Annotated in this window: 20 protein-coding genes, 1 rRNA gene and 1 pseudogene (1 of these 22 running past the window's edge); 11 read left to right on the top strand and 11 right to left on the bottom strand. The window is 61.8% G+C overall.

Annotated elements, in window-relative coordinates; translation table 11 throughout:
• Positions 1-610, bottom strand: a 16S ribosomal RNA gene (locus AC3RCM_RS06235); it reaches 926 nt to the left of the window's first position.
• Between the two features lie 457 nt (positions 611-1,067).
• Between AC3RCM_RS06235 and AC3RCM_RS06230 the strand changes: the two genes are divergently transcribed.
• From AC3RCM_RS06230 to AC3RCM_RS06220, 3 genes and pseudogenes are all read left to right on the top strand, one after another.
• Positions 1,068-1,964: a formate/nitrite transporter family protein gene (locus tag AC3RCM_RS06230; RefSeq protein WP_064492938.1), complete on the top strand. Its 897-nt coding sequence runs from the start codon at positions 1,068-1,070 to the stop codon at positions 1,962-1,964.
• Between the two features lie 278 nt (positions 1,965-2,242).
• Positions 2,243-3,316 (top strand): diguanylate cyclase, encoded by a 1,074-nt coding sequence (locus tag AC3RCM_RS06225; protein ID WP_064492939.1) that lies wholly within the window; start codon positions 2,243-2,245, stop codon positions 3,314-3,316.
• Between the two features lie 51 nt (positions 3,317-3,367).
• Positions 3,368-5,952, top strand: a pseudogene (locus tag AC3RCM_RS06220) (bifunctional diguanylate cyclase/phosphodiesterase).
• A 14-nt stretch (positions 5,953-5,966) separates the two neighbouring features.
• Here the strand turns inward: AC3RCM_RS06220 and AC3RCM_RS06215 are convergent.
• The 8 genes from AC3RCM_RS06215 to AC3RCM_RS06180 form a co-directional block, all read right to left on the bottom strand.
• Positions 5,967-6,305, bottom strand: coding sequence for a DUF2025 family protein (locus AC3RCM_RS06215; protein ID WP_020191710.1), 339 nt, complete (start codon positions 6,303-6,305; stop codon positions 5,967-5,969).
• Positions 6,306-6,528: 223 nt separating this feature from the next.
• Complete coding sequence (locus AC3RCM_RS06210) at positions 6,529-7,398, bottom strand: efflux RND transporter periplasmic adaptor subunit (RefSeq protein WP_003254857.1); 870 nt, start codon at positions 7,396-7,398, stop codon at positions 6,529-6,531.
• A 12-nt stretch (positions 7,399-7,410) separates the two neighbouring features.
• Complete coding sequence (locus tag AC3RCM_RS06205; RefSeq protein ID WP_010952308.1) at positions 7,411-7,617, bottom strand: DUF1656 domain-containing protein; 207 nt, start codon at positions 7,615-7,617, stop codon at positions 7,411-7,413.
• A complete protein-coding gene (locus tag AC3RCM_RS06200) occupies positions 7,604-9,592 on the bottom strand; it encodes an FUSC family protein (RefSeq protein WP_064492942.1) in 1,989 nt (662 codons plus the stop codon). Before AC3RCM_RS06200 ends, AC3RCM_RS06205 begins: the two co-directional genes overlap by 14 nt.
• Positions 9,593-9,797: 205 nt before the next feature.
• Positions 9,798-9,914, bottom strand: a complete 117-nt coding sequence (gene ccoM, locus AC3RCM_RS06195; RefSeq protein WP_003254862.1) for a cytochrome c oxidase subunit CcoM — start codon at positions 9,912-9,914, stop codon at positions 9,798-9,800.
• Positions 9,915-10,049: 135 nt separating this feature from the next.
• Positions 10,050-10,211 carry a hypothetical protein gene (locus tag AC3RCM_RS06190; RefSeq protein WP_003254864.1) on the bottom strand — a complete coding sequence of 54 codons (162 nt, stop codon included), beginning with the start codon at positions 10,209-10,211 and terminating at the stop codon, positions 10,050-10,052.
• Positions 10,212-10,279: 68 nt separating this feature from the next.
• Positions 10,280-10,609 (bottom strand): hypothetical protein, encoded by a 330-nt coding sequence (locus AC3RCM_RS06185; RefSeq protein WP_010952305.1) that lies wholly within the window; start codon positions 10,607-10,609, stop codon positions 10,280-10,282.
• A gap of 63 nt (positions 10,610-10,672) precedes the next feature.
• Positions 10,673-11,368, bottom strand: coding sequence for a M949_RS01915 family surface polysaccharide biosynthesis protein (locus AC3RCM_RS06180; protein ID WP_064492943.1), 696 nt, complete (start codon positions 11,366-11,368; stop codon positions 10,673-10,675).
• 150 nt (positions 11,369-11,518) lie between these two features.
• Between AC3RCM_RS06180 and rapA the strand changes: the two genes are divergently transcribed.
• Positions 11,519-14,365, top strand: coding sequence for an RNA polymerase-associated protein RapA (gene rapA / locus AC3RCM_RS06175; RefSeq protein ID WP_104886595.1), 2,847 nt, complete (start codon positions 11,519-11,521; stop codon positions 14,363-14,365).
• 278 nt (positions 14,366-14,643) lie between these two features.
• Positions 14,644-16,908: a putative bifunctional diguanylate cyclase/phosphodiesterase gene (locus AC3RCM_RS06170; RefSeq protein WP_336088529.1), complete on the top strand. Its 2,265-nt coding sequence runs from the start codon at positions 14,644-14,646 to the stop codon at positions 16,906-16,908.
• Here AC3RCM_RS06170 and AC3RCM_RS06165 read toward each other — a convergent pair.
• On the bottom strand, positions 16,808-17,695 hold the full coding sequence (locus AC3RCM_RS06165) for an NAD(P)-dependent oxidoreductase (protein WP_492629432.1): 888 nt from the start codon (positions 17,693-17,695) through the stop codon (positions 16,808-16,810). The two genes, AC3RCM_RS06170 and AC3RCM_RS06165, sit on opposite strands and share 101 nt — an antisense overlap.
• Positions 17,696-17,887: 192 nt before the next feature.
• The gene (locus AC3RCM_RS06160; protein ID WP_012051427.1) at positions 17,888-18,199 is read right to left on the bottom strand and encodes a DUF2288 domain-containing protein; all 312 of its coding nucleotides are present in this window, start codon (positions 18,197-18,199) and stop codon (positions 17,888-17,890) included.
• Between the two features lie 359 nt (positions 18,200-18,558).
• Here AC3RCM_RS06160 and AC3RCM_RS06155 point away from each other — a divergent pair, with 359 nt between their 5' ends.
• The 6 genes from AC3RCM_RS06155 (at position 18,559) to AC3RCM_RS06130 (ending at position 24,264) form a co-directional block, all read left to right on the top strand.
• Entirely contained in the window at positions 18,559-19,674 is a 1,116-nt protein-coding gene (locus tag AC3RCM_RS06155) for a branched-chain amino acid ABC transporter substrate-binding protein (protein ID WP_014755540.1), read from the top strand.
• A 185-nt stretch (positions 19,675-19,859) separates the two neighbouring features.
• The gene (livH, locus tag AC3RCM_RS06150; RefSeq protein ID WP_008097482.1) at positions 19,860-20,783 is read left to right on the top strand and encodes a high-affinity branched-chain amino acid ABC transporter permease LivH; all 924 of its coding nucleotides are present in this window, start codon (positions 19,860-19,862) and stop codon (positions 20,781-20,783) included.
• Positions 20,780-22,036, top strand: a complete 1,257-nt coding sequence (locus AC3RCM_RS06145) for a high-affinity branched-chain amino acid ABC transporter permease LivM (protein ID WP_020192375.1) — start codon at positions 20,780-20,782, stop codon at positions 22,034-22,036. The genes livH and AC3RCM_RS06145 overlap by 4 nt, the downstream gene beginning before the upstream one ends.
• Positions 22,033-22,800 carry a high-affinity branched-chain amino acid ABC transporter ATP-binding protein LivG gene (gene livG / locus AC3RCM_RS06140; RefSeq protein ID WP_047605048.1) on the top strand — a complete coding sequence of 256 codons (768 nt, stop codon included), beginning with the start codon at positions 22,033-22,035 and terminating at the stop codon, positions 22,798-22,800. The genes AC3RCM_RS06145 and livG overlap by 4 nt, the downstream gene beginning before the upstream one ends.
• Positions 22,801-23,502, top strand: a complete 702-nt coding sequence (locus tag AC3RCM_RS06135) for an ABC transporter ATP-binding protein (protein ID WP_064492947.1) — start codon at positions 22,801-22,803, stop codon at positions 23,500-23,502.
• 87 nt (positions 23,503-23,589) lie between these two features.
• On the top strand, positions 23,590-24,264 hold the full coding sequence (locus tag AC3RCM_RS06130) for a COG3650 family protein (RefSeq protein WP_014589946.1): 675 nt from the start codon (positions 23,590-23,592) through the stop codon (positions 24,262-24,264).
• The last annotated feature ends 24 nt before the right edge of the window (positions 24,265-24,288 follow it).

Below are 24,288 nucleotides of genomic sequence, written 5' to 3'. Positions count from 1 at the left end.
CCGGGGCTTTCACATCCAACTTAACAAACCACCTACGCGCGCTTTACGCCCAGTAATTCCGATTAACGCTTGCACCCTCTGTATTACCGCGGCTGCTGGCACAGAGTTAGCCGGTGCTTATTCTGTCGGTAACGTCAAAACAGCAAGGTATTAGCTTACTGCCCTTCCTCCCAACTTAAAGTGCTTTACAATCCGAAGACCTTCTTCACACACGCGGCATGGCTGGATCAGGCTTTCGCCCATTGTCCAATATTCCCCACTGCTGCCTCCCGTAGGAGTCTGGACCGTGTCTCAGTTCCAGTGTGACTGATCATCCTCTCAGACCAGTTACGGATCGTCGCCTTGGTGAGCCATTACCCCACCAACTAGCTAATCCGACCTAGGCTCATCTGATAGCGCAAGGCCCGAAGGTCCCCTGCTTTCTCCCGTAGGACGTATGCGGTATTAGCGTTCCTTTCGAAACGTTGTCCCCCACTACCAGGCAGATTCCTAGGCATTACTCACCCGTCCGCCGCTGAATCAAGGAGCAAGCTCCCGTCATCCGCTCGACTTGCATGTGTTAGGCCTGCCGCCAGCGTTCAATCTGAGCCATGATCAAACTCTTCAGTTCAATACTGCTTGGGTTTTTAAGAAACCCTAAACTTGGCTCAGCAATCTCAAATGACTATGTGATTTCTCGCATGGTCACTTGTGATGCTGATAATCTTTTTGACTATCAGTCCGTACTCACAAGCACCCACACGAATTGCTTGATTCGATTTGTTAAAGAGCGTTTGGTTAAGAGCTTTTCGTCTCAACCGAGGCGCGCATTCTACGCTTTCCTCAGAGTCTGTCAAGCGTTTATTTTGAAGTTTTTTACTACCGCTTTCTTTCGAAAGCTAACAACTTCAACAACTTACCGCTTGCCCCGAAGCGTTCATCGCTGCGAGGAGGCGAATAATACGCGCTTTGAAATCAGAGTCAACACCTTGTTCTGAAAAACTTTTCCAACACCGTTTTGCCGCTAACCGGCAACTAATGAAAGCGCCGTGGATCTGTAAAGAAACACACCACGGAGCGTAGCGGCCATGAGCAATGGGCAAAGCGAGAAAACCCCCGGCCTCTCTGCAGATGAAGAGCAGGAGGTCAGCCACAGCCAACCGCCACGGGCGGCAGTGCTGCACGAAATCATTCGCTACCAGGGCGACCAGGAGCTGGAACGTACACTTGCCGCGTTGTGGTGGTCGGCACTTGCCGCCGGCCTGTCCATGGGGCTGTCGTTGATGGCCATGGGCCTCTTCTACGCCCGCCTGCCGGAAGGCGATGGTGCCCAGGTGGTTGCCAGCATCGGCTACAGTGCGGGCTTTCTTGCCGTGATCCTGGCCCGCCAGCAACTGTTCACCGAGAATACGCTCACCGCGGTGCTGCCCGTCATGACCGCCCCTACGCTGGCCAACTTCGGACGCCTGCTACGCCTCTGGGGCGTGGTGTTGCTTGGCAACCTGGCAGGTACCCTGCTGGTGGCCTGGGTGATGCTGGAACTGCCGATATTCGACAGCAAGACCGATGTGGCATTCCTGGAGGTCGGTCGCAAGGTAATGAAGAACGACATCAGCCAGATGTTCGCCAAGGGCATAGTCTCAGGCTGGATGATTGCCACCATGGTCTGGATGATCCCTTCAATGGAGCACGCCAAGATCTGGATCATTCTGATGATCACCTACCTGATGGCCCTTGGCGATTTCACTCATATAGTAGTGGGGTCAGTCGAAGTGTCCTACCTGGTGTGGGCTGGCGACGAAACCTGGAGCCGCTTCTGGCTGGAATTTGCACTGCCGACGCTGGCGGGCAACATCATCGGTGGCAGTTTCATCTTCGCCTTGATCAGCCATGCACAAGTGCGCAGTGACAGTGGCAAACCACCCTCGCGGCTTCTGAACGACGACCAGCCCCAGTCCGCGCGCAGCAGACATGAGCACAAATGACACTCAGCGTGCCGCTACGGTGAGTTCATGCCCCTGGTCCTGCTCACTCACAGGCCAGGGGCTCCCCATCAGTTTGCCCGTCATGCGGTGAGTCCAGGTTGCCCCGCCCCCGCCTGCGAGTGCTCAGTAGTACCTGAGCCTGGTTATCAACTGCCCCACCGTGATCGAATCAACCGTGAATTGGCTTGCAAGGTCATTTCTCGCCGATGACACACTGTTCAACAATATTCATGCGTGTTATGCGATGAACGGTACACCGACAGAAAACTGTGAGCACTATGGATAACCGCAACGGCAAAGGACTTTCATTCGTCAAGCGCATCTACCTGCCGCGGGTCATTGGCCTGGGAATCGGCCTGTTCACTGTCATGGCGGCCATTGCGCCGCTGTCACCCCCCTCCTGGGCATGGCTGCTGGTACTGTTCAATGGTCTACTGTGGCCGCACGTGGCCTACCTGTGGGCTGCCCGCTCGACAACGCCTTACCAGGCGGAACAACGCAACCTCCTGCTGGACTCCCTGATGGGTGGGTTCTGGACCGCCGCCATGCACTTCAACCCGCTGCCCAGCGTGACCGTGCTGGCGATGATGACGATGAACAACGTCGCCGCCGGCGGCAAGCGCATGGTCTTTCGCGGGGTGCTGGCGCAACTGGCTGGCATGCTCGCCGCCATCCTGCTGCTCGGCCCTGGCTTGCAATTGACCGCCACGCCCCTGCAGGTCTATGCGTGCCTGCCAATGCTGGCGCTGTACCCGCTGGCCTTGGGCTGGGTGTGCTACCAGCTTGCGATCAAGCTGGGCGACCACAAGCGCCGGCTGAGCGCCCTGAGCCTGACCGACAGCCTGACCGGGCTGTTCAACCACGGCGCCTGGAAGGACCTGCTGCAGCTCAAGTTCCAGGCGTGCAAGCAGCAACAGGGGCACGCGGTGATTGCCCTGATCGACATTGATCACTTCAAGACCATCAACGACACCTTTGGCCATGTGGTCGGCGACTGTGTACTGCGCCAGCTCAGTGCTGAGCTGCGGCGCAGTTTGCGCGAGGGCGACCAGGCCGGGCGTTACGGCGGCGACGAGTTCTGCGTGATCATGCCCGAAACCAGCGAAGCCCAGGCCTGCCAAGCCATGGAGCGTCTGCGCGAGCGGGTTTCCAGCTACCGCAACCCACAGTTACCGCACCTGCGCATCAGCCTGAGTATCGGCCTGTCGCCCTTCCAGGCCAGCCTGGAGTCCCCCGAGCACTGGCTCGAACAGGCGGACAAGGCGCTGTACATCGCCAAGCACGCTGGCCGCGATCAGGTCAATTTTGCCCGCGGTGAAGCTGCCGCGCTCAGGCTGGCCTATCCTGATTGAACCTCCTTCCTGACTGCCTGGCGGGAGGTTGCCTGAAGGAGTCGCTCGCGCATGGCCAGGACCGCCAAGCTTTCACCCGCTAGCCCCACACCGCGCTTTCAGGTACGCCACCTCATTGCCGGTTTCAGCGCAGTGTTCGGCCTGGCTTGCCTGGTCATTCTCGGCGCTCTGTTCAATATCGCCCGCACGCTCGACCAACAGGAGCGCGAGCGTAGCGCCTTCCATGCGACCCAGGCGCTGGAACAACGGCTGCTCGCCTCGCGCCAGTTTCTGTCCAGCTATGCCGTATGGGATGCAGCCTTCGAGCACCTGTCGGGCCAAGCCGACTGGCAATGGGCCTACGAGGAAAAGAACGTAGGCGAGTCGCTGTACAGCGCCAGCGGCTACGAAGGGGTGTTCGTAGTGGAAAACGACCGCACCACCTATGCCTTGTTCAAAGGCCAGCCCAGCCAGGCAGGCGCTGACAGCTATATAGACACACCACTGCAGCCGATCATCGAACAGGCCCGCGCGGCGGCGATTTCACGCGAGCAGGTCACCCGTTTCGTGCTGTTCAATGGCTGGCCGGCCGCACTCAGTGCAGCAGCCGTGCGCCCGGACCGGGAGGTTACCGACAGCGAGGTGAGCCAGGCGCCGGTCATGCTGTTCATTGACCAGCTCACCGAAAGCAAACTGGCGCAGTTGGGTAAAGGCGCCGGCCTGACCGGCATGCACGTGGAAAAGGAGGATATGCAGGATCACAACCACCTGCGCATCGACCTGGGCGACACCGGCTACCATCTGACCTGGAACAGCCCGCTGCCGGGGCAGCAGATGCTGTGGGCAGTGTTGCCCGCACTGTTGTGTGCACTACTGATACTTGGGCTGGTGATGCTGTACCTGTTCCGCCATGCCTTGCGCAGCTCCCGGGCAATCGGCCTCACGCTCGTGCATCTGCAACAAAGCAACCAGGCCCTGGAGGCCAGCGAGCAGCGCTTCCGGGCGGTGGCCGAGTCGGCATCCGACTGGATCTGGGAAACCGACCGGCAACAACGCCTGACCTACCTGTCGCAGCGCTTCGCCAACGTCACCGGCTACCCGGTAGACGGCTGGCTGGGCCACCCGCTCAACCAGTTGCTGGCCTGCGATACCACGCCGCTGTCACCCTGGCTGGACGCCCTGACTACGGCCGAGCCACAGCAATTGGCCAACCTGCGCTGCACTTACCGCGACCAGAATGGCCAGAACCGCTACTGCCGGATATCCGCCCGCGCTATCTGGCGCGATGGCAAGGCCATCGGTTTTCGGGGTACCGCCAGCGATATCACCGACGAAGTCGACGCCCATGCGCGCATCCAGCACCTTTCGCTGCACGACCCACTGACCGGGCTGGCCAACCGCAACAAGCTCGCCCGGCACCTGGAGCAGGCCTTGTTGCGCGGCAGTGACTCGCCGCCGCTGACCTTGTTGCTGCTGGACCTGGACAACTTCAAGCCGATCAACGACTCGCTCGGTCATGCTGCCGGAGATGCCGTGCTGCAAGAAGTGGCAACGCGCCTGCGCGACACCACCCGCGATGGCGACCTGGTCGCGCGCCTGGGCGGCGACGAGTTCATCCTGGTACTCAGCGGCATGGACAATAGCAGCGAGATCGACCGCTTCTGTGCGCGCCTGATCGGCCTGCTGCAGCAACCCATCGTCTTCGAAAACCAGCCGCTGCACATTGGTGCCAGTATTGGCGTTGCCCAGACGCGCAACCAGGGCTTCGATGCAGGTGAGCTGATCCGCTGCGCCGACATCGCCCTGTACCAGGCCAAGCCGATGGAAAGAACACATGGCGCTACTTCGTTGCCGAAATGAACCAGCAGATCCAGTACCGCCGCCAGCTGGAGAACGACCTGCGCCGGGCCCTGCGCAATGAGGAGTTCGAGCTGCATTACCAGCCGCGCTACCGCCTCGACGACCTGCGTATCGTCGCGGTCGAGGCCTTGGTGCGCTGGCGGCATCCTCAGGAAGGGTTGCTGGGGCCGGACACCTTCATCCCGTTGGCCGAGCAGAGCGACATCATTGTTGCGCTGGGCCGCTGGGTGCTTCGCGAAGCTTGCCGCACTGCCCATGACTGGCCGGCCGACGTGCTGGTTTCGGTCAACCTGTCGCCTGCCCAGTTCTTGCGCAGCGATGTGGTAGCGGACGTGCGCGAAACTTTGCTCGACACGGCCTTCCCCGCCCAACGCCTGGAACTGGAAATTACCGAGAACGTGATGCTCAACGATATCGAAGGCGCATTAGGCACCATGCTGTCGCTCAAGGAGCTAGGGGTGCGCCTGAACATGGATGATTTCGGCACCGGCTATTCGTCGTTGGGCTACCTGCGTACCTACCCGTTCGACAGCATCAAGATCGACAAGCGCTTCATCAGCGGCCTGAACAACAACGGCGGCAGCGACCGCGCTGTGGTCCAGGCCATCATCAACCTGGGCGAAGCGATGGGGCTGACAGTGACAGCCGAAGGCGTGGAAAGCGAACATCAACTCAAGGCGCTGGAAAAGGACCGCTGCCATGAAGTGCAAGGCTATTACCTGAGCAAGCCCCTGGACAGCGCCGGGTTGGCGGCGTTGTTGCACCAACCCTCCCAAAACACTGCACAGCCTTTGTAGACCCGGCCTTGCTCCTAAACAGACTGGGTGCGCTGCTGCAGGCTGCGCTGCGCCACGATTTCGGGCAGATCACAGCGGCGAAGGTAGGCGCGCAGCGGTTCACCAATGTTCAAGCGGTCATCCACATGCTGATCCAGCAAAAGCGACAGCCGTTCGCGGCACAACGCCATGCGCTGCCCTTGCTCGGGCCGCCAGACAAACTCGCTGCAGGGGGTGATACTGGCGTCGGCCACGTCCATGCCGAACGCGTCCTCGGAGAAACGCACGATATGAACACCGCGCTTGCCGTGAAAGCCGACAAAGCCCTTTAGCTGATCGGCGGCGTTGCAGATATCCTGGGAAGTGATGGCCATGACGTAACCTCGCAATGAAATCGGAAGATACGCACGCCAGGCGGGAAAAGGGTTGCCTCTGTCGGGCAACTCACAACGGCAGCCTAACGCAACTGGCGGGCCGCTCGCCAAGTTATTTCGTGTTTGCCCGACGTCGTCGGCGTACTGGAGCTGGACTGCCTTCACCACCCGACCCGGCTGTACCGCTTCGAACATTACATATCTGTCTATTGAGGCAGCACCATCACTGCGGGTCGCGGTCCTCGTGCACTTGCACACTCGCCGTCATCCCCGCACTCAAGGTCAGCCCTTCCGGCACCTGATCCAGGCGAATCCTCACCGGTATGCGCTGGGCCAGTCGCACCCAGTTGAAAGTCGGCTCTACCTCCGGCAGCAACTGGCTGTCCGGGTTGCTGTTGCGATCGGTGATGCCGCGGCTGATGCTCTCCACGTGCCCCTGCATCGGTTCACCCGTGCCCATCAGCCACACTTTCACAGTGTCCCCAACGCGAATGCGCGGCAACTTGGTTTCCTCGAAATAGGCCTGGATGTAGAACGTCGAATCATCCACCAGCGCCATCACCGACTCCCCGGTGTTCACATAATTGCCCTCGGCCAGACGCAGATTGGTGATATGCCCGCTGCGCGGGGCCCGCACTTCACTGCGCGCCAGGTTGATCCTGGCCACCTGCAACTGCGCCTCGGCTTCATGCAGCTCGCCACGCGCGATGGCGGCATTGATCTGGGCGTTTTCACGCAACTCGGCACTGATCGCCTCTGGCCCCAAAGCAGTACGCCGGGCTGCTTCACGCTCGCGCAAGCGCAGTTGCTGGGCGCGGGTCTCGGTCACCGCGCTGGCCTGATCGAACGCGGCCTGGAAGCGCTCGCGGTCAATGCTCATCAACAGGTCGCCAGCCTTGACCTGCTGGTTGTCATGGACCTTGAGTTCACGAACCCAGCCAGACACATCAGGTGCGATCACCACCACATCGGCGCGCACACGGGCATCGCGCGTCCATGGGGTGAGCATGTAGTACTGCCACAGCTGGTAGCCGGCCAACACGGCCAGGGCCACCACACACAGGGTCACCAGAATACGTACGGCCGCACGCATCGAAACACTCCTTTATAAAGTCCCAGACAGGCGTACCACCAGGAACAACACACAGACGAACAGCGCTGCGTCGAACAGCGCTTCATGCCAGATCCAGCGCCCCAACGGTGTGGCATGCACCACCAGGCGCAGCAGGCCGGTGAGCAGCAGCGCCAACAACACATAAAGCAAAAACGGGCTGAGCAGCACACCGCCCACTTCCCACTCACGCAAACCCATGGGTGTCCTCCTGCCAGCGGCACCATTTGCCCCAGCTTTTCTGCAATTGCAGTACTGCCCCCTCGGCCAGGCGAAGCGGGTCGCTGGCTGGCAGCCGACGCAAGGCTGCAATGAACTGCTCACTGGCAGCATCCAGCAGCTGCCCACGCCCGGCAGCAGGCCCTTTGGCCAGCACTGCCTCCACGTGTTGCAGGTACTCGCGCTCGGCCCGCCCCAAAGGGGCCTGGGCGACCGCCAGGCACATGCGCAGGTGCACCAGTTCGTCGCCGATATCCAGCCCGTGCAGGCCGTCATCCCAGCGTTTGCGTTCGCCTTCCGGTAATTCACTGGCATGCCGCGCCAGTTGCATCAGCCGGTCGGCCATGCGCCCGCCAAACCAGCTGTCAGCCCCGCGCAGGTCGCGCCGAGTCAGGCGCACCAGGTCGCTCTGCGTGGCAGCTCGCAAGCGCCGGCCCAGCCAGGCCGGATGGCGGAACACCAGTAAGCGAAAGGCCATGACCGCTGCCGACACCCCCACCAGCATGGCCAGGGCACTGTTCAGCATGGTCGCCACGCCGAACTGCATGGCGTTGAGCGGCGACACCAGCACAATGAAGTGCAGGCAATAGGAAGTGGCCGTAGCCCCGGTACGCGGATGGGCCATGCCCAGTGCACCAAGAAACAGTGGCACGCCCATGCCCAGGCAGAGCATGGCGAAGCTGCTCCATTGCGGCAGCATGATCTGCCCGACCACAAACGCCGCCGGTATCGCCAGGAATATCCCGCGCAGGAAACTCAGGCCGATCTGTGCGCCGTTCTCGCGACTGGCGAACAGGCTGCAGACCACGCAGGTCAGCACCAGGCCACCGGGGGCCGAAGGCCAGGCCGTGGCCAGCCAGAAACCACTCATTACCAGGAAGGCCAGCGCGCTGCGCGAGCCGAACAGCAAGGCCAGCGACCAGTCTCGGTGCGCGGCCAGCCCCTGGGACACGTCCTTGGGCGCCCTGCCCGCCTCCACATCCTCAAGTGCCTGGCTGGCGGCCATGGCATAGTCCAATAGCAGGGCCATGCGCGCCAGGCAGAAGTGCTCCGCTGAACTGATTTGCTCATCGTGGGCGGCATCCCAGATTCGCTGACGCAACAACAGCAGGCTGGGCTGATCGGGTTGAGCCAGCAGCGTGCGCACTTCCTGCAACCAGGGCGTCAGATGCTCGACCTCACCCTCATCCAGTTGCCGCCACTGGCGGCGCACCGAACGGGAAATACGCAACAGCACCATCAGTTTCTGGCTAAGGCCACGAATGGCACGGGCACGTTGGCGCCCGCGATTGCCCTCGAACCAGGCATGTTCACGTTGGCTGTCGATGGCAACGATGCGCCCCAGGCTTTCCAGCAGGCCTTTGCGCGCCTCGTCCTCTCCGCCCAGCATGGCGCTGGCGGCCTGCAGGCCGTTCTGCCAGGCCTGCCGCGCCTGCCCGCCCAGTTGCTGCTCGACCCGCATGGGCCAGAGCAAGGCACTGCTGGCTGTTGCACAGAAAATACCCAGGCAGATCTCGGTACAGCGAGCCACGGCCTGGTCGAATACTTGCAGGGGGTGGTCAATGGCCGGCAAGGCAATGATCGCTGCGGTGTAGCCGGCCAGCACGAAGGCATAGGCCCAGGCGCTGCGCAACTGGGTGGACGCTGCGGTACACAGCGCCAGCCAAAGCGCCAAGGTAAGCAGAAACAGGCCGGGGGTCTGGGCGAACAGGCCGATGAACAGCACCGACATGACTGTGCCGACCAACGTGCCGGCCAACCGCGCCAAGCCTTTCTGCACCACCATGCCCGATAGCGGCTGGGCGACGATGAAAGCAGTCATCAATGCCCAGGAGGGTTGCTCCAGCCCCCAGCGCATCGCCAGCCACAACGCCAGGCCGCCCCCGAGCAGGGTCTTGATGGCAAACTTGAGGGCGAGGCTGCTGGGCGCGAACAGGGCCTGAAAGGTGATGGGCACGAGGCGGACCTTGCGGGGAAAAGTCTTGCTGAAAAGATAGACAATGATGAGCAGGATAAAGCGGAAACGATTAATTAGCTAGCTAATCATGTATATTCGATTGGCCTGCATTGAAAGGGACAGCTCAGACAATAAAAAATGCAGGCAAAAAAAATGGGCGACCGAAGTCGCCCTAAATGCCTTGCGTGCTCGTGTACCCGGAAGGTCAGCGCGGCTTGCGCTTGTTCGAGTCCTTCCAGATGAAAATGCCCAGACCGGCAAAGAAGGCGACCATCAGCCCGACCGTTACCACACCGGCGATAACCACGTTGTCGAAGAACATGCTGGCCTCCCCATTCGTTTGCCGTTGTCCGATGGGTACACGTTAACCAATGTGGCGGCGGGGAAAATTGATCAGTGTCAATGGTGCCCGAGGCCGGGCACGCGAGGGGGGCGCAGGGTTGACCTGCGTCAAGTTTCAACGCTTCTTAGGCTTGCCCTTGGGCTTCTTTTTCTTGCTGGTACTCAATGGCAGGGCCTGCTCGAAAGCATTGCGCATTTCGTTCAGCCGCTTTTCCTTGAGGTCGTGGACGCGCTTGGCACGTTCGGCATCGAAATCGATGAGGTTGTCTTGGCTCATGGGGTGGGCTCGACGATCAACAGAGAATTGCATGATGAAGCCAGGCGCAGGCGCTGACCAGCCCCGTATCAGACTTCGATGTCCACCAGCAGTCCTTGGCGTACATGCTCGCCCATCAATGGCGCTACCGGCACGGTGTTGTCGGCATTGACCTCGTCACCCGGCACGGCCTCGTAGCGTTCCTGCTCGCCCTTGTTCCGGCGTTGCTGCTGGCGGCGCTGTTCATCGCGCAGCAACAATACCTGCTCCTGCGGGTCGCGCTGGCGCTTGAGGTCAATAGCACTTTCGCCGGACGCAGGCTGCGTCGGCACCACCGGCTTGACGTCGGGGGTTGGCTTGACCGGGTCCTGTTGCGAGGTGACCGGGGCGGCACTGAGCGGAATGATCGGCGGCAGCATGGACGTTCTCCTATGCCCCCTGTATCGGCAGGCGCAGCTTTACCTTGATGTCATGGACAACATTTACTCGGCTTCGTCACCCGGCTCGTCGTCGACTGGCGGGCTGGCCTCGCTCCAGGGCCGCTTGTACACCTGCTGCCAAACCGCATCCATATGATCGCGCAATACCTGCGGCGCGGCTTTCAGCGAAGCGCTGTCCTCGCGCTCACCGCCGATCGGTTCCTCGCCCGCCGGGGTGATCAGCGACTGGCCGGTAATGGTGTAACTGGCCTGCCCTTCACGCATCTCGATGGCGATGTCATGCGGGTCGATACCGCCGCCGCAGAATGCATGGCTGGCCACCGTTATCTCGGCCACCCCATTCTTGTTCAGGTCGCTGACGTCACTGACGTCATTATAGAAGTCCACGTCCAGGTCCAGCCCCGGGCAGGTCGTTTCCTGCTCGACCTGCCAACGCGCCTTGAAGGCGTCGCTCTCGGCCGTGCGCCCGTACAAGGTGGCCTTGAGCACCACCTTGTCCACTTCCTGTTCGCTTTCCAGGTCGCTGGCCTGGCCATCGCTGCGGCTCAGGACCAACAGCCCTTCGCCGTCACCGTCACGAAAGTGCACGCTCTTTATCGGCGTCTGCACGCCCAGTACCTCAAGCTGCTCCATCGGAATGGGGGGCAATGTCTCAAAGTTTTTCTGCTCGCAGGCGCTCAGCAGCACCAGGCTGCCCACGGCCATCGAAGCGCTGATCCAGCGGTGCTTGGCAGACATGTTGATCCGGGGCCCTCGTCGGCGGCGCTGTGCAGGGCGATGAAACGACTAGACTGTGCCTTTCGATACCTTTCGGTGCTATCGGCACTTTGGTCTGACCGGCCGATCCGTTAACATAATCGGCTTTTTCATCGCGGGAGTTCAGGCAGTATGGCGCAGCAGTATCAACCGGGGCAACGCTGGATCAGCGACAGCGAAGCAGAGCTCGGCCTGGGTACCATCCTGGCGCAGGATGGCCGCCTGTTGACCGTGCTCTACCCGGCCACTGGCGACACCCGCCAGTATTCCCTGCGCAATGCGCCGCTGACCCGCGTGCGCTTCTCGCCAGGTGACCAGATCACCCACTTCGAGGGCTGGAAGCTGACCGTCCGCGAGGTCGAGGACATCGACGGGCTGATGGTCTACCACGGCCTGGACGGGCAGAACCAGCCTCGCACCCTGCCTGAAACCCAGTTGTCGAACTTCATTCAGTTCCGCCTGGCCAGCGACCGCCTGTTCGCCGGGCAGATAGACCCACTGTCGTGGTTCAGCCTGCGCTACAACACCCTGCAGCACACCAGCAAGCAGATGCAGTCGGCACTGTGGGGGTTGGGCGGCTGCCGCGCACAGCCCATCGCCCACCAACTGCACATTGCCCGCGAAGTCGCCGACCGCAGCGCCCCGCGCGTTCTGCTGGCCGACGAAGTGGGCCTGGGCAAAACCATCGAAGCCGGCCTGGTCATCCACCGCCAGCTGCTGTCGGGTCGCGCCAGCCGCGTACTGATCCTGGTGCCGGAAAACCTCCAGCACCAGTGGCTGGTGGAAATGCGCCGGCGCTTCAATCTGCAAGTGGCGCTGTTCGACGCCGAGCGCTTCATCGAAAGCGACGCCAGCAACCCGTTCGAGGATGCCCAACTGGCGTTGGTTGCCCTGGAGTGGCTGGTCGATGACGAAAAGGCCCAGGACGCGCTGTTTGCCGCTGGCTGGGACCTGATGGTCGTCGACGAAGCCCACCACCTGGTCTGGCACGAAGACCAGGTCAGCGCCGAATACGGCCTGGTCGAGCAACTGGCCCAAGTGATCCCGGGCGTACTGTTGCTGACCGCCACCCCCGAGCAGCTTGGCCAGGACAGCCACTTCGCCCGCCTGCGCCTGCTCGACCCCAACCGTTTTCATGACCTGGCCGCTTTCCGCGCCGAGAGCGAGCACTACCGCCCGGTGGCCGAGGCGGTGCAGGAACTGCTCGACGAAGGCCGCCTCTCGCCCAAGGCCCACGCCACCATCCTGGGCTTCCTGGGTGCCGAAGGCGAAGCCCTGCTGGCGGCAGTCAGCGACGGCGATACCCAGGCCAGCGCGCGGCTGATTCGCGAGCTGCTGGATCGCCACGGCACCGGCCGCGTGCTGTTCCGTAACACCCGTGCGGCGATCCAGGGCTTCCCCGAGCGCCAGTTGCACCCCTACCCGCTGCCCACGCCCGAGCAATACCGCGACCTGCCAGCCGGCGAGCACGCCGAGCTGTACCCGGAAGTTGCCTTCCAGGCCCAGGGTGAAGTGGCCGATGACGAGCGCTGGTGGCGTTTCGACCCACGCGTCGACTGGCTGATCGACACCCTGAAGATGCTCAAGCGCACCAAAGTGCTGGTGATCTGCGCCCACGCCGAAACCGCCATGGACCTGGAAGACGCCCTGCGCGTGCGCTCCGGCATCCCGGCCTCGGTGTTCCATGAAGGCATGAGCATCCTCGAGCGCGACCGTGCCGCTGCCTACTTTGCCGATGAAGAGTTTGGCGCCCAGGTGCTGATCTGCTCGGAAATCGGCAGCGAAGGCCGCAACTTCCAGTTCGCTCATCACCTGGTGATGTTCGACCTGCCGGCGCACCCCGACCTGCTCGAACAGCGCATCGGCCGCCTTGACCGGATCGGCCAGAAGCACACTATCCAGCTGCACATCCCGTACCTGCAGGAAAGCCCGCAAGAGCGCCTGTTCCAGTGGTACCACGAAGGCCTCAACGCCTTCCTCAACACCTGCCCCACCGGCAATGCCCTGCAGCACCAGTTCGGCCCACGCCTGCTGCCGCTGCTCGAAGGCGGCGAAAACAAGGCCTGGGATACCCTGGTGGCCGACGCCCGCAGCGAACGCGAACGCCTGGAAGCCGAACTGCACACTGGCCGTGACCGCCTGCTGGAACTCAATTCCGGCGGCGCCGGCGAAGGTCAGGCGCTGGTCGAGGCCATTCTGGAACAGGACGACCAGTTCGCCCTGCCGATCTACATGGAAACCCTGTTCGACGCCTTCGGCATCGACAGCGAAGACCATTCCGAGAACGCACTGATCCTCAAGCCGAGCGAGAAGATGCTCGATGCCAGCTTCCCGCTGGGCGACGATGAAGGCGTGACCATCACCTACGACCGTGGCCAGGCGCTGTCACGCGAGGACATGCAGTTCCTCACCTGGGAGCACCCGATGGTTCAGGGCGGCATGGATCTGGTGCTGTCAGGCTCGATGGGCAACACCGCCGTGGCGTTGATCAAGAACAAAGCGCTCAAACCAGGCACTGTCCTGCTTGAACTGCTGTTCGTCAGCGAGGTGGTGGCACCCCGTAGCCTGCAACTGGGCCGCTACCTGCCGCCGGCGGCACTGCGCTGCCTGCTCGACGCCAATGGCAACGACCTGGCGTCACGCGTTGCTTTCGAAACCCTCAACGACCAGCTCGAGAGTGTACCGCGCGCCAGCGCCAACAAGTTCGTCCAGGCCCAGCGCGATGTGCTGGCCAAGCGTATCAGTGGCGGCGAGGAGAAGATCCTGCCGGCCCACAACGAGCGCGTGGCCGAAGCCCAGCGCCGCCTGACAGCCGAGGCCGACGAAGAGCTGGCGCGCCTGGTGGCATTGCAAGCGGTCAACCCAAGTGTGCGTGACAGCGAAATCGACGCCCTGCGCAAGCGGCGCGAAGATGGCCTGGCAATGCTGGAGAAGGCCGCCCTGCGCCTGGAAGCCATTCGCGTGCTGGTGGCTGGCTAACGCAGGCCCCGCGCCCCTTGTGGGAGCGGGCACGCCCGCGAACACCGGCGAAGCCGGTGGCATCCACCGCTGTGGATGCTTCGCGGGCTCGCCCGCTCCCACAGGAAGGCATTAGGTCCCCCAAATTTATTCCTCACTGCGATTGGAGTTATAACCAAATCGTAGAAATCATTGTGCCATTAGTCAGGAAGGCTTAAGTACTCCTTCCTATACTGCCTATGGACAGTCTGCACAGGGTTGTAGCGCAGACGAGTGAAAACTCGATCAAGAGGCATTCCATGGAATGGCTGGGGCTGCAACTGTTCGCCGATCTTCCCGCAACCGGGCGCATCGTCATCGACTGCCGTCATGAACCGCTCTTGGTTCTGCTCGCCTATTTCGTTGCTTGCGCAGCCTGTTTCGCCACGCTCGACATGGCCGAGCGTCAGTCCCACAGCGACGACCCCACCGCCCACCGGCAATGGAACATGCTTGGAGCCTGCTGCCTGGCCGGCGGCATATGGGCCATGCACTTCATCAGCATGCTGGCCTTTCGGGCCCCGGTGGACGTGCACTACGACGTATCCCTGACCATTCTTTCACTGCTCATCGCACTGGGCGTGGCCTGGTTGGCCATGCACAGCCTCGAACGCAGCAACATGCGCGCGCACCATTTCGTGCCGAGCGCAGGGCTGATCGGCCTGGGCATCATCCTCATGCATTTTGTCGGCATGGCCGCGATGGAAACGGGTGCCCGCCAGTACTACCAAACCGGCTTGCTACTTGCCTCTGCCGCCATTGCCCTGCTCACCGCCCTGACCGCGCTGTACCTGGCCCGCTACTTGCGCAATGGCAGCGGCACCCTGTACCAGGCCATGAAGTACGGCGCCAGCCTGCTGATGGCCGGCGGCATCGTCGCCACTCATTTCACCGCGATGTCGGCCATGACCTTGGTCATCCCTGCCGATACCGCACTGCGCCTGCCCTCGGGCGACAACAGCCTGCAACTGGGACTGGGCATCGGCTTCATCACCCTGCTGATCAGTGGCGCCAGCATCAGCGCCGCACTGGCCGACAAGAAGCTGCAAAGCAAGGAGCACGACCTGCGCCGGGTCAGCGTACTGCTCAGCCAACTGGACCAGGCCCGCGCTTCGCTGCAGCAGGCGGCGCACTATGATGCCCTGACCAACCTGCTCAACCGCCGTGGATTCAACCAGGTATTCGCCGAGCGCCTGGTCGAACATCAGGCCAGCGAAAACCGCCTGGCCGTCATGTTCCTCGACATCGACCATTTCAAGCGTATCAACGACAGCCTTGGCCACGATGCCGGTGACGAGCTGCTCAAGGTGATCGCCAACCACATCAAGGCCGCTACCCGCAACCACGACCTGGTTGCGCGCTTTGGTGGCGACGAGTTCTGTGTGGTCACCAGCCTGAACAGCCGCGACGAAGCCCGCCACCTGGCCCAGCGCATCATGCAACGGATGAAAGAACCCATCGACCTGGGCGGGCGGCGCATGGTCATGACCACCAGCATTGGTATAAGTATCTTCCCGGACGATGGCAGCACAGCCGAAGAGCTGCTCAAGCATGCCGACCTGGCCCTCTACCAATCCAAGGACAACGGGCGCAACAGCCTGAATTTCTTCAATGACAGCCTGAAGGCTCGCGCGTCGATCGCCTTGCAACTGGAAGAAGAGCTGCGCCTGGCGCTGCTCGAAGAGCGCGGGCTGTGTGTGCACTACCAGCCGATCTTCGACCTGCGCAGCGGGCAAATGGCCAAACTGGAAGCGCTGGTACGCTGGCAGCATCCTCAACACGGCCTGCTCGGGCCCGACCGTTTTGTCGGCATTGCCGAAGCCAACGGCCTGATCATCGACCTTGACCTGTGGGTGCTGCGCCATGCCTGTGCCGACCTGGCCCACTTGCAGCGCCACGGCTACGGCGAGGTCCAGGTCACGGTCAATTGCTCGGCAGTCACCCTCAGCCACGACGAACTGCCTAAGGAAGTAGAAAAGGCGCTGTTCCACGCCGCCCTTGCGCCGCGCCACCTGGAGCTGGAGGTGACCGAGAACGCCCTGGTGGGCGATATCCAGCGCACGGTCAGCCTGCTCAAACGCGTCAGGGCATTGGGGGTGGCACTTTCGATCGATGATTTTGGTACCGGCTACTCGTCACTGGCTTACCTCAAGCGCCTGCCGCTGGATGTGCTGAAGATCGACCGCACCTTCCTGCAGGATGTACCGGGCAGCCAGAAAGACCGGGAAATTGTCCAGGCGATCATCGCCATGGCGCATACCCTGCACCTGCGGGTAGTCAGCGAGGGCGTGGAAACCGCCGAACAGCAGGCGTTCCTCGAAAGCCATGGCTGCGACTACCTGCAGGGCTACCTGTTGGGGCGCCCCGTACCGCTGGCCGAGTTGCGCCCACTGCTGGAGCGGTTGCAGCGCCAGAACGGCCGGATCACACCTTGTTGCGGTACAGCTCTACCAGGGTCGCCGGATCTTTTTGCAGGTAACCCTGGCTACCGTGCAAGCGCATCAGTTGCGCGGCAAGGCCACTGAGCGGCGTCGCAGAGCCTTGCTCGCGGGAAAACTTGACCGCGCCATCGAGGTCCTTGAGCAGCGTGCGTACGTGCCACTTGATTGGCTCGAAGCGGCTCTCGGCCATTTGCGGTGCAAGAATCTGCAATGGCTTGGAATCGGCAAAGCCCCCCGCCAGCGCTTCAGCGATCAGCGTCGCGTCCACGCCCGACTGTTCGGCCAGTGCCACCACTTCTGCAATTACCAGGGCATTGCACGCTACGATCATCTGGTTGCAAGCCTTGGTCACCTGGCCCGCGCCTACCGCGCCCATATGCGTCACGCGCTGACCAAGCACCTGCAGCACCGGGCGTGCACGCTGCAGATCGGCCGCTTCACCACCAACCATGATCGCCAGCGTGCCCGCCTCGGCACCGGGCGTACCGCCAGATACCGGTGCATCCAGCCAGGCCATGCCGCACAGTGCTGCCAGTTCGGCAGCCATTTCACGGGTGGCGGTGGGTTCCAGGCTGGAGAAATCGATCAGCAACTGGCCGCTGCGCCCGCCCTGGGCAATGCCCTGCTCGCCGAACACCACTTCACGCACCACCGCCGTGTCGGCCAGGCACAGTAGCAACATGTCGCTGTCACGGCACAATTCGGCCGGGCTGCTGGCCAGGCGCGCGCCAGCAGCGACAAGTGCAACGCACTTGTCCGGGCTGCGGTTCCATACCGTCAGCGGATAACCCGCTGCCAGCAGGCGGCGGCACATGGGCAGGCCCATCAGGCCGATGCCGGCGAATCCAAGCGAAGGTAGTGCAGTGCTCATCGATAAACTCCTGACTGATTCGAACATTTCCCAGGCTGGCGGCGGTCCCGGTGGCGCCTGGCAGAACGATGGCCACATTACGCATCCCGTAAACTGTTACCGCCACGCCGAATTGTTACTTCCCTCTACCCGTCTTGATTGCTTTCAAGCACCAAAACGGCGCTGATGCGTATTTTTGCGCACTAAAAAAGATCACGCCTCTTCCTGGCCCTTCACCTGAATCACGATGAACGGTGAAACCACCACCGCCCAGATCTCTGGGTCGCGGCTTTGCAGGTCCAATGCCTGCTCGGCCGACACCGGCCCAACAGTGCCATCACTACGCCACTTGGCGAAGATCTCGCTGCGATTCTCGGCCATCGCCTCGGCAACGGCGATCAGGTCAAGGCTGGGGTCGACCCAAATCAGGTCACCCTTGGCCCAAAAACGCTCCAGCGCTTTCCACTCGATGATTGCCGTCTCGCCAAGCAATTTGGCATAGAGGGTGCTTGTTTGATCAGTCATGGGTGGTATCCGCAAAAAATCGGTCAATAAAAAGGCCGGCATTTTTGCAGAAAAACCCGGTTTCAAATATGTAATTTGGTCGATTGGCCCCGAAGTTGTGGGACGGGGTCGCAGATGCAGGCAGTTTGATGGCGCCTTTCTGTATCTTTCTGTCGATCAAGCGACAACGCAGGAAAGACGCACTTTTCGACCGCTTTTCAAGCGCTCGAACAGCGCTCTACACTGTACCGGTACAGTTCCGGGACATGTTCCGGGGGAAGGTGGGCTAGCGCGTTGGCATGGCCACGCCGCAAATCCCGCCCGGTCTGTAGCCCTGGCCGCCAGGACTATAAGAATTACAACAGAATGAGTGGAGCACTATGATCAAGATTTCCAAGCTGTTCGCCGCAATGGTACTGGCCGGGGTAGCCAGCCATTCGTTTGCCGCCGATACCATCAAGATCGGCATCGCCGGTCCCAAGACGGGTCCCGTGACCCAGTACGGCGACATGCAGTTCATCGGCGCCAAGCAAGCCATCAAGGATATCAACGCCGCGGGCGGCGTGGATGGCAAGATGCTCGAAGCCAAGGAATACGACGACGCCTGCGACCCTAAACAGGCCGTGGCAGTCGCCAACAAAGTGGTCAACGACGGCGTCAAGTTCGTGGTCGGCCACCTGTGCTCCAGCTCCACCCAGCCAGCGTCCGACATCTACGAGGACGAAGGCGTGATCATGATCACCCCGGCCGCCACCTCGCCGGAAATCACCGCCCGTGGCTACAAGCTGATCTTCCGCACCATCGGCCTGGACAGCGCCCAGGGCCCGGCTGCCGGCAACTACATCGCCGACCACGTCAAGCCGAAGGTCGTTGCCGTCCTGCACGACAAGCAGCAGTACGGTGAAGGCATCGCCACCGCCGTCAAGCAAACCCTGGAAAGCAAAGGCACCAAGGTTGCCGTGTTCGAAGGCCTGAACGCGGGTGACAAGGACTTCTCCTCGATCATCCAGAAGCTCAAGCAGAACAACGTCGACTTCGTCTACTACGGCGGCTACCACCCAGAGCTGGGCCTGATCCTGCGCCAGGCTCAGGAAAAAGGCCTGAAAGCCAAGTTCATGGGTCCGGAAGGCGTGGGTAACGACTCCATTTCGCAGATCGCCCAGAACGCCTCCGAAGGCCTGCTGGTTACCCTGCCGAAGTCGTTCGACGCAGACCCGGCGAACAAGAAGATCGTCGACGCCATCAAGGCTGACGGCAAGGACCCAAGTGGCCCGTTCGTATTCCCTGCCTACTCGGCTGTCGAGCTGATCGCTCAGGGCATCAAGAAAGCCGGTTCCGATGATACCGACAAGGTGGCCAAGGCCATCCACGAAGGCACCTTCAAGACCCCGACCGGCGACCTGTCGTTCGACGACAAAGGCGACCTGAAAGACTTCAAGTTCGTGGTCTACGAATGGCACTTCGGCAAGCCGAAGACCGAAGTCTCCCCTCAGTAACTGCGTGACTAATAGCTGACCTACGAGCCCACTGTGCGAGCAGTGGGCTTCGTTTTATGAGGTTCATGGGCCCGATCCCCGCGATCCGGGGGCCGGCTCACCTGAAAATCTTAAAACCGTCACCCGCGGTTTCCTGGCCGTACCCCTGCCAGTGAAATGCAAATCAGGTTTTTAGGAGCGCTGTAATGCCTGAGATCTACCATTTCTTCCAACAACTGGTTAATGGATTGACCATCGGCAGCACCTATGCCTTGATCGCCATCGGCTACACGATGGTGTACGGCATCATTGGCATGATCAACTTCGCCCACGGCGAGGTGTACATGATCGGTTCCTACGTGGCCTTCATCGCCCTCGCGGGCCTGGCTATGATGGGTATCCATTCGCTGCCGATCCTGATGACCGTCGCCTTCGTCGCGACGATCTTCGTCACCAGTGCCTATGGCTACAGCATCGAACGGGTTGCCTACCGCCCCCTGCGCAACAGCAACCGTCTGATCCCGCTGATTTCTGCCATCGGCATGTCGATCTTCCTGCAGAACACGGTCTTGCTTTCGCAGGACTCCAAGGACAAGTCCATCCCCAACCTGATCCCCGGGAGTTTCTCCTTCGGGCCAGGCGGTGCTGAAGAAGTACTGATCAGCTACATGCAAATCCTGGTGTTCGTCGTCACCCTGGTGGCCATGACCCTGCTCACCCTGTTCATCTCTCGTTCCCGCCTGGGCCGCGCCTGCCGTGCCTGCGCCGAGGACATCAAGATGGCCAACCTGCTGGGCATCAACACCAACAACATCATCGCCCTCACCTTCGTCATCGGTGCCGCCCTGGCTGCCGTGGCGGCCGTGCTGCTGAGCATGCAGTACGGGGTGATCAACCCCAACGCCGGTTTCCTGGTGGGCCTGAAGGCTTTCACCGCGGCGGTACTGGGTGGCATCGGCAGCATCCCGGGCGCCATGCTCGGTGGGCTGGTGCTGGGCGTGGCCGAAGCGTTCGGTGCCGATATCTTCGGCGACCAGTACAAGGACGTGGTGGCATTCGGCTTGTTGGTTCTTGTCCTGCTATTCCGGCCGACCGGCATCCTGGGCCGCCCGGAGGTTGAAAAAGTATGAACAGAAATCTCAAACAGGCGTTCTTCAGCGCCTTGCTGGTCTGGGCCGTGGCCTTCCCGGTACTGGGCCTGAAACTGAGCATCGACGGCATCAGCCTGGTCGTGCACAGTCAGGGCTCGTTCACCATCAGCATCATCGCCGTCTGTTCGGTGCTGATGTTCCTGCGCGTGCTGTTCGACAAGCAGTGGAGTTCGGTGATGGGCCGCCGATCGGATCGCAAGCTGATCCCCCCGGCAGTCAGCAACTACCTCACCCTGCCCAAGACCCAGCGCTATGTCATCATCGGGTTGATCGTGGTGGCACTGGTATGGCCGTTCTTTGGCTCTCGCGGTGCGGTCGACATCGCCACGCTGATCCTGATCTACGTGTTGCTGGGCCTGGGCCTGAACATCGTGGTCGGCCTGGCGGGCCTGCTCGACCTCGGCTACGTGGGCTTCTATGCCGTCGGTGCCTACAGCTACGCCATGCTCTCGCATTACCTGGGCTGGAGCTTCTGGGTGTGCCTGCCGATTGCCGGCCTGATGGCTGCCACGTTCGGCTTCCTGCTCGGCTTCCCGGTGCTGCGCCTGCGTGGTGACTACCTGGCGATCGTGACCCTCGGTTTCGGTGAGATCATCCGCCTGTTCCTGCGTAACCTCACCGATTGGACCGGCGGCCCCAACGGCATCAGCAACATCCCCAAGCCGGAGTTCTTCGGCCTGACCTTCGAACGCCGTGCGGCCGAGGGCATGCAGACCTTCCACGAGTTCTTCGGGCTGCAATACAACTCGATCAACAAGGTCATCTTCCTGTACCTGGTGGCCCTGCTGCTGGCCCTGCTGGCGTTGTTCGTGATCAACCGCCTGCTGCGCATGCCGATCGGCCGTGCCTGGGAAGCCCTGCGTGAAGACGAGATCGCCTGCCGTGCTCTGGGCCTGAACCCGACCGTGATCAAGCTCTCGGCATTCACCCTGGGTGCCTGCTTCGCCGGTTTCGCCGGCAGCTTCTTCGCCGCGCGCCAAGGTCTGGTGACGCCGGAGTCGTTCACCTTCATCGAGTCGGCGATCATCCTCGCCATCGTCGTGCTGGGTGGCATGGGCTCACAACTGGGCGTGATTCTCGCGGCCATCGTGATGATCCTGCTGCCTGAGCTGATGCGTGAGTTCAGCGAATACCGCATGCTGATGTTCGGTGCGCTGATGGTGTTGATGATGATCTGGCGTCCGCAAGGCCTGCTGCCTATGCAACGTCCACAGATGGAGCTGCCCCGATGAGCCGCGAAATTCTGCAAGTCAGCGGCCTGAGCATGCGCTTTGGCGGCTTGTTGGCGGTCAACGGCGTGGGCCTGACCGTCAAGGAGAAACAGGTAGTGGCGCTGATCGGCCCGAACGGCGCCGGCAAGACCACCGTGTTCAACTGCCTGACCGGCTTCTACAAGCCCAGCGACGGCACCATCCTGCTCGATGGCCAGCCGATCCAGGGCCTGGCCGGACACCAGATCGCCCGCAAGGGCGTGGTGCGGACCTTCCAGAACGTGCGCCTGTTCAAGGAAATGACCGCGCTGGAAAACCTGCTGATTGCCCAGCACCGCCACCTCAACACCAACTTCTTCGCCGGCCTGTTCAAGACCCCGAGTTTCCGCCGCAGCGAGAAGGAAGCCTTGGAGCGTGCGCAGTACTGGCTGGAGAAGGTCAACCTGACCGAGTTCGCCAACCGTACCGCCGGCACCCTCGCCTACGGGCAGCAACGCCGCCTGGAAATCGCCCGCTGCATGATGACCCAGCCACGCATCATCATGCTCGATGAACCGGCAGCCGGCCTGAACCCGAAGGAAACCGAAGACCTCAAGGCTCTGATCGCCTACCTGCGTGAGTCGCACAACGTCACCGTGCTGCTGATCGAGCACGACATGAAGCTGGTGATGAGCATTTCCGACCATATCGTGGTGATCAACCAGGGTACCCCCCTGGCCCATGGCACGCCGGAGGAGATCCGCGACAACCCTGACGTGATCAAAGCCTACCTGGGGGAAGCGTAAATGCTGAAGTTTGAAAACGTTTCCACTTTCTACGGCAAGATCCAGGCGCTGCACAGCGTCAACGTGGAGATCAACCAGGGCGAGATCGTCACCCTGATCGGCGCCAACGGTGCCGGCAAGTCGACCTTGCTGATGACCCTGTGCGGTTCGCCGCAGGCGCACAGCGGCAGCATCAAGTACATGGGTGAAGAGCTGGTCGGCCAGCCGTCCTCGCACATCATGCGCAAAAGCATCGCGGTAGTGCCGGAAGGCCGTCGCGTGTTCGCTCGCCTGACCGTCGAGGAAAACCTGGCCATGGGCGGTTTCTTCACCGACAAGGGCGACTATCAGGAACAACTGGACAAGGTCCTGCAACTGTTCCCGCGCCTGAAAGAGCGTTACATCCAGCGCGGCGGCACCATGTCCGGTGGCGAGCAGCAGATGCTGGCCATCGGCCGGGCGCTGATGAGCAAGCCCAAGCTGCTGCTGCTCGACGAGCCTTCGCTGGGCCTGGCGCCGATCATCATCCAGCAGATCTTCGACATCATCGAACAGCTGCGCCGCGATGGCGTGACGGTGTTCCTGGTGGAGCAGAACGCCAACCAGGCGTTGAAGATCGCTGACCGGGCGTACGTGCTGGAGAACGGTCGGGTGGTGATGCAGGGCACCGGTGAGGCACTGCTGACCGACCCGAAGGTACGCGATGCCTACCTCGGGGGTTGAATGAAAAAGGGCCTTCGGGCCCTTTTTTCTACCCGCAGGACGTGTATCGTGGCCAGCTCTTTGGCAAAGATTCCCCGGAGCCCGCTCATGCGTCTCACCCCTACCCTGCTGCTCAGTGCCCTGCTGCCCCTGTTCGCTGGCTGCCAGTTACTGGCCGAGCAGCCCCGTGACCCGAACATCGGCACCACGCGCATGCAGGGCGAACTGAGCGCCAACGGCGGCCGCCTGTTGTTCAAGCCCTGCAGCGAAGCACGCCGCTTCGTGATCAACGACGTCGCCGGCACCGGCATCCTGCAGGAGTCCGCCAACCTGGCCAAGGACGCCAACGCCAAGTTGTTCGCCGACGTGCGCGGTCGCCTCACTGGCGCCAAGCAGGCCGACAACGACGGCCAGCTGGAAGTCAGCCGCCTGTACCGCCTGGAGCCCTCCACCCGCGCTTGCGACGACCCCAACTTCAAGCAGCTGACCCTGCGCGCCAATGGCCATGAACCGGACTGGGACATCAAGGCCAGCGGCAAGGGCATGGTGCTTAACCGCATCGGCAAAGACCCGCTGCCCCTGCCATTCCTCGAAGAAGAAGTGCCCGGCGGCGGCCTGACCCTGACCAGCGAAGCCAACGGCCAGCACGTGGAACTGTGGGTCGCCCCGCAACGCTGCGTCGACAGCGCCACCGGCGCCGTACGCCACTTGCGCGCCGAACTGCGCATCGACGGCCAGACCCTGCGCGGCTGCGGTTACTACGGTGGTGCGCGCGACAACTGATCGCCGGGCGCTTTTATCCTGCCA

The sequence above is a fragment of the Pseudomonas sp. GW823-FHT05G12 genome (genome assembly GCF_058795575.1).
This window is presented reverse-complemented; position numbering and strand designations above follow the sequence as displayed.

Excerpts from the sequence above, each read along its gene's own strand:
- rapA (WP_104886595.1), top strand. The coding sequence starts at position 11,519 with ATGGCGCAGCAGTATCAACCGGGGCAACGCTGGATCAGCGACAGCGAA.
- AC3RCM_RS06160 (WP_012051427.1), bottom strand. The coding sequence starts at position 18,199 with ATGACTGATCAAACAAGCACCCTCTATGCCAAATTGCTTGGCGAGACG.
- AC3RCM_RS06185 (WP_010952305.1), bottom strand. The coding sequence starts at position 10,609 with ATGCTGCCGCCGATCATTCCGCTCAGTGCCGCCCCGGTCACCTCGCAA.
- AC3RCM_RS06205 (WP_010952308.1), bottom strand. The coding sequence starts at position 7,617 with ATGGGTTTGCGTGAGTGGGAAGTGGGCGGTGTGCTGCTCAGCCCGTTT.
- AC3RCM_RS06165 (WP_492629432.1), bottom strand. The coding sequence starts at position 17,695 with ATGAGCACTGCACTACCTTCGCTTGGATTCGCCGGCATCGGCCTGATG.
- AC3RCM_RS06170 (WP_336088529.1), top strand. The coding sequence starts at position 14,644 with ATGGAATGGCTGGGGCTGCAACTGTTCGCCGATCTTCCCGCAACCGGG.
- AC3RCM_RS06155 (WP_014755540.1), top strand. The coding sequence starts at position 18,559 with ATGATCAAGATTTCCAAGCTGTTCGCCGCAATGGTACTGGCCGGGGTA.
- AC3RCM_RS06225 (WP_064492939.1), top strand. The coding sequence starts at position 2,243 with ATGGATAACCGCAACGGCAAAGGACTTTCATTCGTCAAGCGCATCTAC.
- AC3RCM_RS06230 (WP_064492938.1), top strand. The coding sequence starts at position 1,068 with ATGAGCAATGGGCAAAGCGAGAAAACCCCCGGCCTCTCTGCAGATGAA.
- AC3RCM_RS06215 (WP_020191710.1), bottom strand. The coding sequence starts at position 6,305 with ATGGCCATCACTTCCCAGGATATCTGCAACGCCGCCGATCAGCTAAAG.
- ccoM (WP_003254862.1), bottom strand. The coding sequence starts at position 9,914 with ATGTTCTTCGACAACGTGGTTATCGCCGGTGTGGTAACGGTCGGGCTG.
- AC3RCM_RS06190 (WP_003254864.1), bottom strand. The coding sequence starts at position 10,211 with ATGAGCCAAGACAACCTCATCGATTTCGATGCCGAACGTGCCAAGCGC.
- livH (WP_008097482.1), top strand. The coding sequence starts at position 19,860 with ATGCCTGAGATCTACCATTTCTTCCAACAACTGGTTAATGGATTGACC.
- AC3RCM_RS06145 (WP_020192375.1), top strand. The coding sequence starts at position 20,780 with ATGAACAGAAATCTCAAACAGGCGTTCTTCAGCGCCTTGCTGGTCTGG.
- AC3RCM_RS06180 (WP_064492943.1), bottom strand. The coding sequence starts at position 11,368 with ATGTCTGCCAAGCACCGCTGGATCAGCGCTTCGATGGCCGTGGGCAGC.
- AC3RCM_RS06130 (WP_014589946.1), top strand. The coding sequence starts at position 23,590 with ATGCGTCTCACCCCTACCCTGCTGCTCAGTGCCCTGCTGCCCCTGTTC.
- livG (WP_047605048.1), top strand. The coding sequence starts at position 22,033 with ATGAGCCGCGAAATTCTGCAAGTCAGCGGCCTGAGCATGCGCTTTGGC.
- AC3RCM_RS06135 (WP_064492947.1), top strand. The coding sequence starts at position 22,801 with ATGCTGAAGTTTGAAAACGTTTCCACTTTCTACGGCAAGATCCAGGCG.
- AC3RCM_RS06210 (WP_003254857.1), bottom strand. The coding sequence starts at position 7,398 with ATGCGTGCGGCCGTACGTATTCTGGTGACCCTGTGTGTGGTGGCCCTG.